This window comes from Thermus sp. (genome assembly GCF_056332225.1).
In genome coordinates this window covers 23,387-37,539 of record NZ_JBWGQW010000017.1, presented here as the reverse complement: position 1 = coordinate 37,539, position 14,153 = coordinate 23,387, and the positions used below count along the sequence as shown (strand labels likewise).

At 70.3% G+C, this 14,153-nt stretch carries 14 protein-coding genes, 1 tRNA gene and 1 riboswitch; of the genes, 7 read left to right on the top strand and 8 right to left on the bottom strand.

Features of this window, described 5'->3' with window-relative positions; genetic code table 11:
• Positions 1-501: tRNA modification GTPase (locus tag AC01Y6_RS05120; protein ID WP_476670554.1), on the top strand; the 501-nt coding region annotated here is incomplete at its 5' end.
• A gap of 78 nt (positions 502-579) precedes the next feature.
• Here AC01Y6_RS05120 and metX read toward each other — a convergent pair.
• Both metX and AC01Y6_RS05110 read right to left on the bottom strand, forming a co-directional pair.
• A complete protein-coding gene (metX, locus tag AC01Y6_RS05115; protein WP_476670553.1) occupies positions 580-1,722 on the bottom strand; it encodes a homoserine O-acetyltransferase MetX in 1,143 nt (380 codons plus the stop codon).
• Entirely contained in the window at positions 1,719-2,984 is a 1,266-nt protein-coding gene (locus AC01Y6_RS05110; protein ID WP_428722063.1) for an O-acetylhomoserine aminocarboxypropyltransferase/cysteine synthase family protein, read from the bottom strand. Before AC01Y6_RS05110 ends, metX begins: the two co-directional genes overlap by 4 nt.
• Before the next feature lie 136 nt (positions 2,985-3,120).
• A riboswitch (SAM riboswitch) is annotated at positions 3,121-3,257 on the bottom strand.
• A 115-nt stretch (positions 3,258-3,372) separates the two neighbouring features.
• Between AC01Y6_RS05110 and AC01Y6_RS05105 the strand changes: the two genes are divergently transcribed.
• The 5 genes from AC01Y6_RS05105 to AC01Y6_RS05085 all read left to right on the top strand — a co-directional run bounded on the left by AC01Y6_RS05105 (position 3,373) and on the right by AC01Y6_RS05085 (position 7,596).
• A tRNA-Pro gene (locus tag AC01Y6_RS05105) sits at positions 3,373-3,449 on the top strand.
• A gap of 40 nt (positions 3,450-3,489) precedes the next feature.
• Complete coding sequence (locus AC01Y6_RS05100; protein WP_476670552.1) at positions 3,490-4,962, top strand: PhoU domain-containing protein; 1,473 nt, start codon at positions 3,490-3,492, stop codon at positions 4,960-4,962.
• 9 nt (positions 4,963-4,971) lie between these two features.
• Complete coding sequence (locus AC01Y6_RS05095; RefSeq protein ID WP_347241614.1) at positions 4,972-5,487, top strand: RsmD family RNA methyltransferase; 516 nt, start codon at positions 4,972-4,974, stop codon at positions 5,485-5,487.
• Complete coding sequence (coaD, locus tag AC01Y6_RS05090; RefSeq protein WP_347241615.1) at positions 5,488-5,967, top strand: pantetheine-phosphate adenylyltransferase; 480 nt, start codon at positions 5,488-5,490, stop codon at positions 5,965-5,967.
• 36 nt (positions 5,968-6,003) lie between these two features.
• Complete coding sequence (locus AC01Y6_RS05085) at positions 6,004-7,596, top strand: aldehyde dehydrogenase family protein (RefSeq protein WP_428722059.1); 1,593 nt, start codon at positions 6,004-6,006, stop codon at positions 7,594-7,596.
• Here the strand turns inward: AC01Y6_RS05085 and aroH are convergent, their stop codons facing one another.
• On the bottom strand, positions 7,597-7,965 hold the full coding sequence (gene aroH, locus AC01Y6_RS05080) for a chorismate mutase (RefSeq protein WP_347241616.1): 369 nt from the start codon (positions 7,963-7,965) through the stop codon (positions 7,597-7,599).
• Positions 7,966-8,033: 68 nt separating this feature from the next.
• Between aroH and AC01Y6_RS05075 the strand changes: the two genes are divergently transcribed.
• Positions 8,034-8,687 carry a PIG-L deacetylase family protein gene (locus AC01Y6_RS05075; RefSeq protein WP_347241624.1) on the top strand — a complete coding sequence of 218 codons (654 nt, stop codon included), beginning with the start codon at positions 8,034-8,036 and terminating at the stop codon, positions 8,685-8,687.
• On the opposite strand, the gene AC01Y6_RS05070 is transcribed toward AC01Y6_RS05075, so the two are convergent.
• The 5 genes from AC01Y6_RS05070 to serS are packed head-to-tail and all read right to left on the bottom strand — an operon-like array spanning position 8,575 to position 14,152.
• Positions 8,575-9,942, bottom strand: coding sequence for a chloride channel protein (locus AC01Y6_RS05070; protein WP_476670551.1), 1,368 nt, complete (start codon positions 9,940-9,942; stop codon positions 8,575-8,577). The two genes, AC01Y6_RS05075 and AC01Y6_RS05070, sit on opposite strands and share 113 nt — an antisense overlap.
• Positions 9,942-11,051, bottom strand: coding sequence for an amidohydrolase family protein (locus AC01Y6_RS05065; RefSeq protein ID WP_476670549.1), 1,110 nt, complete (start codon positions 11,049-11,051; stop codon positions 9,942-9,944). The genes AC01Y6_RS05070 and AC01Y6_RS05065 overlap by 1 nt, the downstream gene beginning before the upstream one ends.
• On the bottom strand, positions 11,017-11,814 hold the full coding sequence (locus tag AC01Y6_RS05060) for a GNAT family N-acetyltransferase (protein ID WP_428722056.1): 798 nt from the start codon (positions 11,812-11,814) through the stop codon (positions 11,017-11,019). The genes AC01Y6_RS05065 and AC01Y6_RS05060 overlap by 35 nt, the downstream gene beginning before the upstream one ends.
• On the bottom strand, positions 11,787-12,896 hold the full coding sequence (gene menC / locus AC01Y6_RS05055) for an o-succinylbenzoate synthase (RefSeq protein WP_476670547.1): 1,110 nt from the start codon (positions 12,894-12,896) through the stop codon (positions 11,787-11,789). Before menC ends, AC01Y6_RS05060 begins: the two co-directional genes overlap by 28 nt.
• A complete protein-coding gene (gene serS, locus AC01Y6_RS05050) occupies positions 12,887-14,152 on the bottom strand; it encodes a serine--tRNA ligase (RefSeq protein ID WP_476670545.1) in 1,266 nt (421 codons plus the stop codon). Before serS ends, menC begins: the two co-directional genes overlap by 10 nt.
• Position 14,153: the final 1 nt, after the last annotated feature.

Below are 14,153 nucleotides of genomic sequence, written 5' to 3'. Positions count from 1 at the left end.
CTGGTGGCCGTGGACACCGCCGGGGTGCGGGAGACGGAGGACCCCCTGGAGAGGATGGGGGTGGAGCGGGCCCTGAGGATCGCCGAGGAGGCCGACCTCGTCCTCTACGTGGTGGACCGCTCCCTCCCCAGGCCCGCCCCGCCCCCCCTGCCCTGGGAGAGGACCCTCAAGGTGGCCACCAAGAGCGACCTTCCCCCGGCCTGGGAGGACCCGGGGTTTCTCCCCGTGTCCAGCCTCACGGGGGAGGGCCTAGACCGGCTCAAGGAGGCCCTGAGGGAAGCCCTTTTGGGGAGAGAGGGGGGAGAGGTGCTCCTCACCGAGCGCCAGGTGGAGGCCCTCCAAAGGGCCAAGGAGCGCCTGGAGGAGGCCCTCTCCCTCCCCGAGGACCTCATGGGCCTTGCCCTGGAGGAGGCGGCCAAAGCCCTTTCCGCCCTCACGGGCAAGGAGGTGGCGGAGGAGGTGGTGGCCCGGGTCTTCCAGAACTTCTGCGTGGGGAAGTGAAGCGAAGTGCTCCTTCGGCCTGAATCCTTCACCCAAGCCCAGGCGGGGTGCCGGGGGCCCAAGCCAGCATGGGGGGTATTAGGGGAGGAAGGCCTCGAGGATCTCCTCCACCTGGTCGGTCTCTATGAGGAAGGCGTCGTGCCCGTGGGGGCTTTTGATCTCCCGGTAGCGGGCCCCCGCCATCCGGGCCGCTTGCCGCACCTCCCAGGCGGGGTAGAGGAGGTCGGTGTCAATGCCCACGAAGAGGGCGGGGATGGCCTTTAGGCGCTTCAGGGCCTCCTCCACCCCGCCCCGGCCCCGGCCCACGTCGTGGGTGTCCATGGCCCGGGAGAGGACGAGGTAGCTTTCGGCGTGGAAGCGCCGGAGGAACTTCTCCCCCTGGTAGTCCAGGTAGGTTTCCCCAAGCCCGGGCTCCGCCCCCCAGCGGGCCTCAAACCCCTCGGGGGCCCGGTAGCTCATCATGGCGATCCCCCGGGCGAGGGCCAGGCCCTTGGGGGCGGGGTTTCCCCTTTGGTACTCGGGGTCTTGGAGGATGGCCTGGCGGGAGAGGTGGTTGAAGGCCCGGGCCCAGGGGCCGTGCCGGGCGGGGGCGGCGAGGACCACGAGCTTCCTCACCCTTTCCGGGTACATGAGGGCGAACTCCAGGGCCACCATCCCCCCGAGGCTTCCCCCGATGACGATGGCCCTCTCCACCCCCAGGTGGTCCAGAAGCCTGGCCTGGGCCCGGGCCAGGTCCCGAAGGGTGAGGGGCGGGAAGTCCTTCCCGTAGGGGCGGCCCGTGCGGGGGTCCAGGGAGAGGGGGCCGGTGGAGCCGTAGCAGCTTCCCAGGTGGTTGGCGGAGACCACGTAGTAGAGGGCGGGGTCCAGGATGCGCCCGGGGCCCACCAGGCCGTCCCACCAGCCTTCCCGGCCGAAGGCCCTTTCCAGGGGGGAGAGGCCCCCAAAGGTTTCCTCGTCGTAGGTGCCCGCCAGGTGGGCGCTTCCCGTGAGGGCGTGGAAGACGAGGACGGCGTTATCCCGCCTGCGGGAGAGGGTCCCGTAGGTCTCAAAGCGGAGGCGCACCTCGGGGAGGTACCCCCCGAGCTCGGTGTAAAACCCCTCCCGCCTGGGGAAGAGCACGGCGGTGCGGGGCTTGGGTGGGGGGATGGAGAGGGGGGAGCGGGGGGGCTTGAGGAGGAGGGCCTCGTGCTCCCCCCAGGCCTCGAGGGCGATCTCGCTCATGCCAGCGCCTCCTTGAGCTCCGCCTTCAGGTCCTCCACGTGCTCCAAGCCCACGGAAAGCCGGACCATCTCCGGGGAAACCCCGGCCTGGGCCTGCTCCTTTGGGGAGAGCTGGGAGTGGGTGGTGGAGGCGGGGTGGATGGCCAGGGTGCGGGTGTCCCCCACGTTGGCCAGGTGGGAGATGAGCTTGAGGCGGGAGATGAAGCGCTTCGCCGCCTCGTACCCGCCCTTCAGGCCGAAGGTGAGGACGGCCCCGGGCTTCCCCTTGAAGTACTTCCTTGCCCTTTCGTGGTGGGGATGGCCCTTTAGCCCCGGGTAGTTCACCCAGGCCACCTGGGGTTGCTCCAGGAGCCAATGGGCGAGGTGCAGGGTGTTTTCCACGTGGCGCTCGGCCCTTAAGGAGAGGGTCTCCATGCCGAGGAGGACCACCCAGGCCTCAAAGGGCCCGAGGGCCTGCCCCTGGTCCCGGAGGCCGTCCGCCCGGGCCTTGGCGATGAAGGCGAGCTCTCCAAAGGCCTCGGTGAACCTCAGGCCGTGGTAGCCGGGCTGGGGCTCGGTAAGCAAGGGGTAGCGGCCGTTTTCCCAGGGGAAGTTCCCCCCGTCCACGATGGCCCCGGCGATCACCGCCCCGTGCCCCCCCACCCACTTGGTGAGGGAGTGGGTGACCAGGGCGGCCCCCCACTCCAGGGGCCTAAGGAGGTAGCCCCCCATGCCGAAGGTGTTGTCCACGAGGAGGGCCACCCCCACCTCCCTCGCCGCTTGGGCCAGGGCCTCGAGGTCGGGGATGTTCAAGGCGGGGTTGCCGATGGACTCCACCCACCAGGCCCGGGTCCTCTCGTCGGTGAGGGCCAAAAACTCCTCGGGGCGCTCCTCGCGGGAGGTGAAGCGCACCTCTATGCCGAGCCTTTTCAGGGTCACCTTGAACTGGTTGAAGGTGCCCCCGTAGAGGTTGGGGGTGGAGACGAGGTTGTCCCCCGCCTGGGCCAGGGTGGTGAGGGCGAGGAACTGGGCGGCGTGGCCGCTAGAGGTGGCGAGGGCGGCCTTTCCCCCCTCCAGGGCCGCGAGGCGCTTCTCCAGCACCTCCACCGTGGGGTTCATGATGCGGGAGTAGATGTTCCCTGGGACCTTCAGGGCGAAGAGGCTCGCCGCGTGCTCGGGGCTTTGGAAGACGTAGCTCGTGGTGGGGTAGATGGGGACCTGGCGGCTTAGGGTGGTGGGCTCGGGCTCGTAGCCCGCGTGGAGCTGAAGGGTCTCAAACCGCATCCTTGGCCTCCTTTCCCAAGTCCCGGCCAGGGGCGTTGGGGTCGCGCGGGCGCGCGACCTTGAAGGGGCCAAAAAAGCCCCTTCCCGGCGGCCGTTCTCTCGCCAAGAAGGGGTTGGGCGTGGCGCTTACCCCCCTCTCTTATCGTCCCCGGGCGTTTCCCCCGCCCGGGCCGGCCTTGGCACCAGCCCCGCCCGCATCCGGCCATGGAACGGAAGGGGCGGGAGGTTGCCGCGGTTTCGCAGGGCCGTACCCTCCACCGCTCTGGATAAGAGAACGGGCTGGTTTTCGCCGCGCCCCGGCGCGGTTAGGGGCTAGTGTAGGAAAACCTCGGGAGGGTGTCAACCCCTTTGACCTTTGGGCCTTTCTCCCCTATACTGGACTCCGCTACGGGGAGTAGCGCAGCCCGGTAGCGCACCTCGTTCGGGACGAGGGGGTCGCTGGTTCAAATCCAGTCTCCCCGACCAAGGGCCGGCCCTCGGGCCGGCTTCCCTTATACTTTCCCCGGTGCGCTTCCTCGCGGGCCTCGCCCTCTTCTACCTGGGCCTGCACCTGGTCTCCGAGGCCCTCGCCTCCTGGCCTGGGCGGCGCCATGCGGTGGCCCAGGCCCTCGCCTCCCCGGGGGCGAGCCTCTTCTGGGGCTTCCTCCTCGGCCTCCTCTCGGGGAGCGGCTCGGGGCTTGGGCTCCTGGCGCTGGCCCTCCTGGAGGTGGGGGTGCTGGCCCATGCCCAAGCCGCCCTCCTCGCCCTTGCGGCCACCGCCGGGGCGGCGCCCTGGGTGGCCCTCCTCGCCCTCTCGGCGGGCGGGGTGGGGGAGGGCTTCTTGGCCCTTGGGCTAGGCCTCTTTCTTGTGCCCGCCTGGCGCCGGGGTGGGCTTTTCCTCATGGGCCTTGGCCTCCTCTTCCTGGGCTTTGGGGAGATGGCGGCGGGGGTGGGGCCCTGGCTCCCCCTGGCGGAGCGGGTGGGTTCTCCCCTCGCCGCCTACGGGCTCGGCCTCCTTTTGGGGGGGCTCCTCGGCTCGGCCAACGCCGTGGCCGCCATCGCCCTCCTCCTCCCCCAAGCCCCGTGGGCGGCGGCGGGCCTGGTGCTCGGGGCCGGGGTGGGGACCACGGGCACCCTCCTTTGGGCGGCCCTCGGGGGGAGGAGGGAGGCCTTTCGCCTCTTCCTGCCCCTCCTGGCTCACCGCCTGGTCCTCTCCCTCCTCCTCCTGGCCCTCGCCGGGCGGCTTCCTTGGAGCGCCCTCGCCTGGCACCTCGCGAGCCACGCCCTCTACGCCCTCCTCTACTGGCCCCTCGCCGGGGCCTACGCCCGCTGGGCGGAGGGGCTTCTTCCCTCGCGCAGGGTGGCCCCCAAGTACCTGCGCTGGGAGGCCCTGGACACCCCCCTCCTCGCCCTGGCCCTGGCGCGGCGGGAGCTCGCCCGGGTGGCGGACGCGGTGCGGGGGATGCTGGTCCAGGCGATCCGGGTGCTGGCCCAGGAGGAGGGAGGCGAGGCCTCCTTGAGGGCCCTCGAGGAGAAGGTGGACGCCCTGACCCGGGAGCTCGTCCTCTACACCTCGGCCCTGGCCCCCCGGGAGGGGGAGGAGAGGGCGGTGAAGCTCTTCATGGCCGCGAGCGAGCTTGAGCACCTGGGGGACCTGGCCCGGAGGGTGGTGCGGCAGGCGGAGCGGCTTTGGGCTCAGGGCCTTCGCTTCAGCTCCGAGGGCAAGGAGGACCTGCTTGCGGCGGCCTCCCGGGTGCTTTCCCGCCTGGAGCGCGTGGGCACCGCCCTGGCCACGGGGGAGCGGGCCCTGGCCGAGCAGGTGCTCGGGGAGGACGGGGGCGAGTTCTTCCAGCGCCTCAGGCGGGCCCACCTGCGCCGCCTCGAGGCCGGCCTCGCCGAGAGCCGGGCCAGCACCTTGGCCCACCTGGACATCCTCCTCACCCTGGAAACCCTGGACCAGGGCCTCGCCCGTCTGGCCCAGCTGGCCCTGGAGCTTTAAGCTAAGGGGGTGCTGCGGATCCTGGGCGGCAAGGCCAAGGGCGTGCCCCTGAAGGTGCCGGCCTCGGCGCGACCTTCCCCGGTGCGCCTGCGCAAGGCCCTCTTTGACTACCTACGCCTCCGCTACCCGAGGCGGGGGCGCTTCCTGGACCTCTACGCGGGGAGCGGGGCGGTGGGGCTGGAGGCGGCCAGCGAGGGCTTTGAGGCCACCTTGGTGGAGAAGGACCAAGAGGCCATCGCCCTCATCAAGGAGAACGCCCGCCGCGCGGGCCTTCCCGTGCGCGTTGTCCCTCTTCCCGTGGAGGTCTTCCTCCGAGAGGCCCAGGCCCGGGGGGAGCGGTACACCGTGGCCTTCATGGCTCCCCCCTACGCCCTGGACCTCCCGGCCCTCTTCCAGGCCCTCCTGGAAAGCGGCCTGGTGGAGCCCGGAGGGCTTTATATCCTCCAGCACCCCAAGGACCTCTACCTGCCCATGGGGGAGCGCCGGGTCTACGGGGAGAACGCCCTCACCCTGGTGGAGGTCTAGATGCACGTGGTCTATCCGGGAAGCTTTGATCCCCTCACCAACGGCCACCTGGACGTGATTCAGCGGGCGAGCCGCCTCTTTGACCGGGTCACGGTGGCCGTGCTGGAGAACCCCAACAAGCGGGGCCAGTACCTCTTCAGCGCCGAGGAGCGCCTAAAGATCATCCGCGAGGCCACGGCCCACCTCAAGAACGTGGAGGCCGCCACCTTCTCCGGCCTCCTGGTGGACTTCGTGAAGCGGGTGGGGGCCCAGGCCATCGTGAAGGGGCTCCGGGCGGTCTCCGACTACGAGTACGAGCTCCAGATGGCGCACCTCAACCGCCAGCTCCTCCCGGGCCTGGAAACCCTCTTCATCCTCGCCGCCACCCGCTACGCCTTCGTCTCCAGCACCATGGTCAAGGAGATCGCCCGCTACGGGGGGGATGTGTCCAAGCTGGTGCCCCCCGCCACCCTTAGGGCCCTCAAGGCCAAGTTCGGCTGAGCCCTTTGCGGGGTAAAATTCCGGGTGGAGGTTTCCATGAGGACCTTTCCCGGGAAGTACGGAAACACCCTGGAGTTCGGTCACCTCATCGGCGGCGAGGAGGTGTTTGAGGGTAGGCCCCTGGAGCGCAGAAACCCCTCGGACCGGGAGGACCTGGTGGCCCGCTTCCCCGAGGGCACCAAGGACACCCTGCGCAAAGCGGCCCTGAAGGCGCGGGAGGCCTTCTTGGAGTGGAGCCGCACCCCCGCCCCGGTGCGGGGCCAGGTCCTCTTCAACCTGGCCAAGATCCTGGAGAGGGAGAAGCCCACCCTTACCCGCCTCATGGTGCGGGAGGTGGGGAAGACCCCGAAGGAGGCCGCGGGGGACGTGCAGGAGGCCATAGACACCGCCCTCTTCTTCGCCTCGGAGGGGCGGAGGCTCTACGGCCAGACCGTGCCGAGCGAGATGCGCGATAAGGAGCTCTTCACCTTCCGCAGGCCCCTCGGGGTGGTGGGGATGATCACCGCGGGCAACTTTCCCATCGCCGTGCCGAGCTGGAAGCTCATCCCCGCGGTGCTCACCGGGAACGCCGTGGTGTGGAAGCCCTCCGACGACTCCCCGACCCTCTCCTACGTCTTCGTCAAGCTCTTTGAGGAGGCGGGTCTTCCCCCTGGAGTGATCAACCTGGTCCACGGCGAGGGCAAGGACTCCACCGGGCAGTGGCTGGTGGAGCTCATGGACGAGGGTCTCCTCCAGAAGTTCGCCTTCACCGGCTCCACCAAGGTGGGCCGCTGGATCGGGGAGGTGGCGGGGAGGAACCTCATCCGCCCCACCCTGGAGCTTGGGGGGAAGAACCCCCTGGTGGTCATGCGGGACGCCGACCTGGACCTTGCGGTGGAGGGGGCCTGGTGGAGCGCCTTCGCCACGGGGGGCCAGCGGTGCACCTCGGCGGGGAACATCCTGGTGGACGCCCCCATCTACGAGGAGTTCAAGCGGCGCTTCCTGGAGAAGGTGGAGGCCACCCGGGTGGGGAACCCCCTCCTCCACCCCGAGGTCACCTACGGGCCCTTCATCAACGAGCGCCTCTTCGCCCGCTGGCAGGAGCACTACGGGGTGGGGGAGGCGGAGGGGGCGAGGCTCCTCTTTGGCCGGGGGCGGATCACCCGGGAAAACCCCTACCCCCACTTCCTGGGCGACCCCGAGGCGGGGCTTTACGGCTGGCCCACGGTCTGGGAGGCAAGGCCCGGGATGCGCCTCTTTGAGGAGGAGATCTTCGGCCCCACCATCAACCTGGTGAAGGTGGACGGGATAGAGGAGGCCATAGCGGTGGCCAACAGCACCCCCTACGGCCTCTCCAGCGCCATCTACACCAACCACCGCCACTGGGCCTACCTCTTCAAGGTGGGCATCCGCGCCGGGATGACCAGCATCAACAACACCACCGTGGGCGCCGAGGCCCACCTGCCCTTCGGCGGGGTGAAGGCGAGCGGCAACGGGGCCCGGGAGTCGGGGATCTGGGTGATTGAGGAGTACACCTACTGGCACGCGGTGAACGAGGAGTACTCGGGCCGCCTCCAGCTCGCCCAGATGGACACGGGCTACGTGAGCCCCAAGGCGCCCACCCCGTGGGCCGAGGTCCTGGGAGTTTAGCTACTGGGCGCTTTCCAGGTCGGGCCGAAGCCGCACCGCCTCCCTCAGGTACACGTGGCGCACCCGGTCCTGGGGGGTGTCGGTGTTCCAGAGGGCGAGGACGCGGATCACCCGGGGAAGGCTTCCCGGCACCGGCACCTCCCGGGCGGAGAGGAGGGGCACCCGGTGCATGCCGATCTGCCTTGCGGCCTCGGCGGGGAAGGCGGAGGTCAGGTCCTCGGTGACGGTGAAGATCACCGCGGCCAGCTCCTCGTGGCTTTGGATGCCGTTGGCCTCCAGCATCTTCAGGAGGAGTTCCCGGGTGGCCTGGTGGATGGCCTCCGGCGTGTCCTCCTCCACGGTGATGGCGCCCCGAATGCCCCGGACCATGGTTAGGCTCCATCCTAAGGGGTTTTCCCCGCTGGGGCAAGAAGGGTAGACTGCCCCTTATGAACCTTATGGCGGTCTTCGCCCACCCCGACGACGAGATCGGGGCGGCGGGCACCCTGGCCCTCCACGCCAGGCGGGGGGACCGGGTGATGCTGGTCTGGATGACGAGAGGGGAGTTCGCGAGCCACTTCGGGGAGGCCCCCCCGGAGGAGGTGGCCCGGGTGCGGGAGGGGCACGGGGCCTACGTGGCGGGCCTCATCGGGGCCGAGTACCGCTTCTTCCCCTTCCAGGACACCCTCCTCACGGGCGGGAGGGAGGAGGCCCTGGCCCTGGCCCGGCTCATGGCCGAGTTCCGCCCGGACGCCGTGGTCACCTGGGACCCCCTGGACGTCCACCCCGACCACCGGGCCACCCACCAGGCGGTGCTTTCCGCCCTGAAGCTCTGCCGCATCCCCAAGCTGGTGGGGGAGGCCCACAGGAGCCCCGTGCGCCTCTACCACTACCCGAGGCGGGAGCTTTCCCGGCCCTGGGTCTACGTGAACACCGCGGAGACCCAGGAGGTGGCGGAGGCGGTGTTCGCCTTCTACCGGGAGTTTTACCGCTGGCCGGTTAGCCTCGAGGACTTCCGGGCCCGGCGTCGCCTCCTTGGCCAGGAGGCGAGGGTTCCCTTCGCGGAGGCGTTTCAGACGGATTCTCCTCCGGCGTGGCCGGGGCTTCCTTAAGGCCCTCCTCCCAGGGGTGGGAGGGGCTTAAGACGTAGGCCAGGAGGACGGCGGGCAGGACCAGGGGCAAGGTGGCGTACCCTCCCCATTCGGCGGCCAGCACCGTGGCGGCGAAGGGGGCCCGGGCCACCCCGGCTAGGACGGCGCTTCCTCCGGCCAAGGCCAGGGCCTCCGAGGGTAGGGCCAAGGGTCCCAAGAGGCGGGCGAGGAGAGCCCCCAGGAGCCCTCCCAGGACCAGGGCCGGGGTGTAAGGCCCCCCGTAGGCCCGCGTTCCCTGGGCCAGGAGGAGGAGGAGGAGCTTGGCGAGGAGGAGGTGGAGGAGGGCCGGGGAGGAGAGGAGGGGGGTGGTGGCCACCGCCACCCATCCGAGGCCCGTCCCCAGGGCCTCGGGCAGGAAGAGGAGGCTAAGCCCCAGGGCCAGGCCCAAAAGCCCGTGCCTGAGGGGAAAGGCCAGGGGCTTGAGCCGCCTTTGCAGGAGGCGGCTGCCCTCCGTGAAGGAGGCGGAAAGGAGGGCGGCGAGGAGCCCCGTGAGGAGGCCTCCGGGCAAGGCCTCGAGGCCCACCTCCACCCGGAAGGGGAGAAGGGGGGTGTAGCCGAAGAAGGCCCCGTAGAGGGCGAAGCCCGAGAGGGCCCCGATCAGGGCCGGGGTGAGGGCCCGGGCCTCGAGGAGGAGGCTTCGGTAGAGGATCTCCGTGGCCAGAAGGGCCCCCGCCACCGGGGCGTGGAAGGCGGCCCCTAGCCCGGCGGCGAGCCCGGCGAAGGCTAGCCCCCCGCCCACCCGGGGAAAGCGGCGGTCCAGGGCGCTCCCGAGCCACAGGCCGAGGACGCCGAAAGGCCCTTCCCGCCCCAGGGGGGAGTAGAGGGCGAGCTCCAGCACCCCGCCCAGGACCGCCCGGGGGTGGGCGAGCCTAGGGGCTTCCCGCCCTTCCCGGGAAAGGAGGAGGAGGGCGGCAAGCCCCTTTCCGGTGCCGAGAAGGCTGGTCAGGGCGAAAAGGAGGGGCAGAAGGAAGGCCAGGGGCCACGGGCTAGGTCCGGTGAAGGCCTGGAGGAGCCCCCCTTCCCCAGGGGCTTCCGGGGGCAGGTAGCCGAAGAAAAGCCCCACGAGCTGGCCCAGAGCCCGGAGGGCCAGGTTGAGGAGGGCCACCAGAAGCCCGGTCAAGGCCCCGGTGAAGGCGCTGTAGAGGATGAGGGGGCCCAGGTGGCGCATGCCCTCGTCCCAGAGGGTGGGGAAGGGGTTGGGGGGACGGGGGCGCATCAGAGGGAGTGTACCAAAGAGGCGGCGGTGCCCCGGGTAAGCCGGGGGGTGGGGAGGCCCAGGGCCCGGTACCCCCCCCGGGTGAGGGCCCGCACCAGGAGGCGGGGCTCCGCCCGGTCCCAGAGGAAGCGGGCCTCGTTCTTCACGTCCAGGTCGGGGCTTGAGCCCCGGGAGTCCGTGCCGAGGGCCACTTCCACCCCGTGCTTGGCGTAGAGGGCGAGGGGGGCCTCCCCCACCTCCAGGTTCGCGTTGGACCGGGGGCAGAGGACCACCTTGGTCCCGGTTTCGGCGAGAAGCCGCACCTCTTCTTCGTCCACCTGGACCCCGTGGACGAGGAGGGTGGTGGGCCCCAGGACCCCGAGGGCGTGGAGGTGGCGGACGGGGGTGGTGCCGGGCGGGGTCCAGGGGGTTTTGGCGAAGCGGCGGTGAAGCTCCGCAAGCGCCCCCCCGCCTTCCCGGAGAAAGGCCACCTCCTCGAGGCTTTCCGCCGCGTGGACCATGAGGGGAATCCCCTCGGCCTTGGCCCACGCCGCAAGCCTTTGTAGGAGCGGGGGGCTCACGGAGTAGGGGGCGTGGGGGGAAAGGCCCACCTTCACCTTGCCCTCCCGCCTCCGCCAGGCCTCCACCTTCCGCCGCACGGCCTCAAAGACTTCCTCCGCCACCTGGGGCTCCGGGGCGAAGACCTCGTAGAAGGCCACGCCGGGGAGGGGGCTTTCCTCGAGGAGGAAGTCCATGACCTCGTCTTTGAAGACGATGTCGGCGAAGGCCCCTGCCCCGGAGGCGAGAAGCTCCTCTAGGCCCCGCTTCGCCCCCTCGAGGCCCCGCCTTTCCCGGTGGGCCACCACGTGGGCGAGGAAGCCCGCGAAGGGCCCCCGGTAGAGGGGGAGGAGGGAGAGGTCCAGGTGGGTGTGGGCGTTCACCGGGGGCGGGAGGAGGGCCTTCCCCTTGTGGACCACCTCCGCTTCGGGAAAGCGGGCCTTGAGCTCCTCCAGGCTCCCCTGGCCCACCACGAACCCGCCCTGCACCGCCAAGCCCCCCCGGAGCATGGGGGTGCCGAAGCCGGCGTAGACCACCTCAGCGGTCCAGATCTCCGTCCTTAGCCAGGACATAGCGGTTGGGGTGGCGGAGGAAGTCCACCAGGCGAAAGCCCCGGGCGAAGTAGTGGGGGAGGACCTGCCGAGCGTGCTCCCGCCACCTCAGGGCGAGGGCCGGGTCTTCCCGGAGGATCCGCCCCCAGTCCTCGGGGATCTGGAAGAGGAGCCTTTCCCCTTCCAGGTCCAGCCTCGCCTCCAGGGGCACCTCCCCCTCCACCCGGTTCACCTGGGGGAGGCCCGCCGCCTCGGGCTCGGGCGGGGGGGCGTAGAGGCGGGTGTAGACCCTTTCCGAGAGGAGGTCCCACTCGGCCAGCACCCGGTCCGAGGGGGCCCCGGCGTTGATCCCCGTCATGGGGCCGTAGTGGTCGGGGAGGTAGGTCCTGGCCGTGGCCCCGAGCTTCCGCAGGTTGAAGCTCGCGTTCACCCCCCGCATGGGGTCAAAGGTCCAGACCACCTTGCGGATGCCCCGGCTCAAGCACCAGTCCCGCTGGAAGCGCTTGAGGAGGAGGGCCGCCCCCGTGCCCCGGTAGGCCTCCAGCACCCCCAGCATGTGGGAGTGGTGGAGGGTGGGGTCTTGGGTGGGGAAGCCGAAGACGAAGCCCACCATCCTCCCCTCCGCGAAGGCCCCGGCCACGAGCCCCCCCTCGTCCTGAATGGCGATGAGGAGGCCCCTCGGCACCAGGTCGCTCTCCGCGCGCCCCCAGACCTCCCGCTGGAGGGCGACTACTTCCTCCATCTCCTCAAAGCCCCTCAGCTCGCGGACACGTACCTCTGCCATAGGGTGATGCGCTCCACGAAGGGAAGCTTCAGGTGGACCCCAAGGCCCACGCCCTCCGGGACGGGCATGAGGCCGTCTTTGGCCTCGAGGGCCTCCTCTATGAGGTCCTCCTCCCAGTAGCGGCTCGCCGAGCTCACGTCCCCGGGCTTGGTGAAGCCGGGGAGGGTGGCCAGGTGGAGGTTGTGGGCCCGCCCCACCCCGGCCTCCAGCATCCCCCCCATCCAGAGGGGGATCCCGGCGCTCTGGGCGAGGGCGTGCACCCGGAGGCTTTCCCCGTGGCCCCCAAGCCTCGCGGGCTTGATGTTGAAGACCCGCCCCGCGCCAAGCTCTATGGCCTTCCTCGCCTTCTCCGCCCCCGTCAGGCTCTCGTCCAGGCAGATGGGGGTGGAAAGCTCCCGCTGGAGCCTGGCGTGGTCCAGGAGGTCGTCGTAGGCCAGGGGCTGCTCCAGGTAGTCCAGCTGAAGCTCGTCCAGGCGCTTGAGCCGGGCGAGGTCGGCGAGGCTATAGGCGCTGTTGGCGTCGGCGGTGAGGGTGGCCTCGGGGAAGGCCTTTCGCACCGCCTTTAGGACCTCGTAGTCCCAGCCCGGCTTGATCTTGAGCTTGATGCGGCGGTAGCCCTCCTCGAGGTGCCTTTCCACCACCTTTAGGGTCTCCTCCACCGAGGGCTGGATGCCCAGGGAGACCCCCACCTCCACCTCCCGCCGCACCCCGCCCAGGACCTGCCAGAGGGGCTTCCCCAGGGCCTTGGCCCAGAGGTCGTAGAAGGCCATCTCCAAGAGGGCCTTGGCCATGGGGTTTCCCCGAAAAGGGGCGAGGGCCTCCCGCAGGGCCTCGGGGTTCGGGAGGTCCTTCCCCAAGACCCGGGGGAGAAAGACCTCCTGGAGGAGGTACCGGGCGCTTTCCACGGTCTCTTCCCGGTAGAGGGGAAGGCGCTCCATCACCCCTTCCCCAAGGCCCTCCAAGCCCTCCCCGAAGAGCCTTAGGAGGAGGATGGTCCTCTTGGTCTGCACCCCGAAGCTCGTCTCAAAGCGGAACTTCAGGGGAAGCTCCAGGATCCTGAGCTCGGCCGCCTCTATCCGCATGGCTCCAGCACCTCCTTGCCCAGGTAGGGGACGAGGGCTTTGGGCACCCGGACCCGGCCGTCCTCCATCTGGTGGTTTTCCAGGAGCATCGCCAGGATGCGGGGGGTGGCCAGGGCGGTGTTGTTGAGGGTGTAGGCGTAGCGCACCCGGCCCTCCGGGTCGCGGTAGCGCAGGTCCGCCCGCCTCGCCTGCCAGTCCAGAAGGGCGGAGCAGGAGTGGGTCTCCCGGTAGCGCCCCTCCGAGGGCAGAAAGACCTCCAGGTCCACCTGCCGCCACTTGCCCGGGCCCATGTCCCCCGTGGCCACCTCCACCAGGCGGTAGGGGAGCTCTAAAAGCCTGAGGATCTCCTCGGCGTTGTCTAAAAGTTCCTGGAAGGCCCGGTCGGAGGCCTCGAGGCTCGCCTCGGTGAGCACGTACTGCTCCACCTTGTGGAACTGGTGGACCCGAAGAAGCCCCCGCACGTCCCTCCCGAAGCTTCCCGCCTCGGCGCGGAAGGCGGGGGCGTAGCCCGCGTAGCGGAGGGGCAGGGCCTCGTGGGGGAGGATCTCCCCGGAGTGCAGGGCGTTTAGGACCACCTCGGCGGTGCCCGTGAGGTAGAGGTCGGTCTCGGCGATGGCCCAGACCTGGTCCCGGTAGGCGGGGAAGTGGCCGGTGCCGAGGAAGGCCTCCTCCCGGGCGTAGGAGGGGAGGGTGAGGGGGAGGAAACCCCGCTTCGCCATGAAGTCCAGGGCGAAGCGGAGGAGGGCGAGCTCGTAGAGGGCGAGGTCCCCCCTTAGGGCGTAGGAGCGGCTCCCCGAGACCTTGCTGATCCTGGGCTCCCACCAGCCGTTTTTCTCCATCAGGGCCACGTGGTCCAGGGGAGGAAAGGGGAACTCGGGGGGGCTTCCCACCCGCTTGATCTCCTGGTTCGCCTCCTCGCCCCCCACGGGGGCCCCGGGCCAGGGGGGGAGGGGGACCTTTAGGAGAAGCTCCTGGAGCCTCGCTTCCTTTTCCCTAAGGGCCTCCTCCAGCCGCTTCGCCTCCTCTCCTAAGGCCTTGCCCCGGGCGACGAGGGCCTCCTTTTCCTCCGGGGGGGCCTTGGGAACCCGCTTGGCCACCTGGTTGCGCTCGGTCTGGACCTCCTGGAGGCGTTTCTTCAGGTCCTGGACCTCCCGGTCCAGGGCGAGGAGGGCCTCGAGGTCCAGCTCCACCCCCTTTTCCCGGATGGCCCGGTGGAAGACCTCGGGCTCCTGGCGCAGGCGCTTGAGGTCCACCATG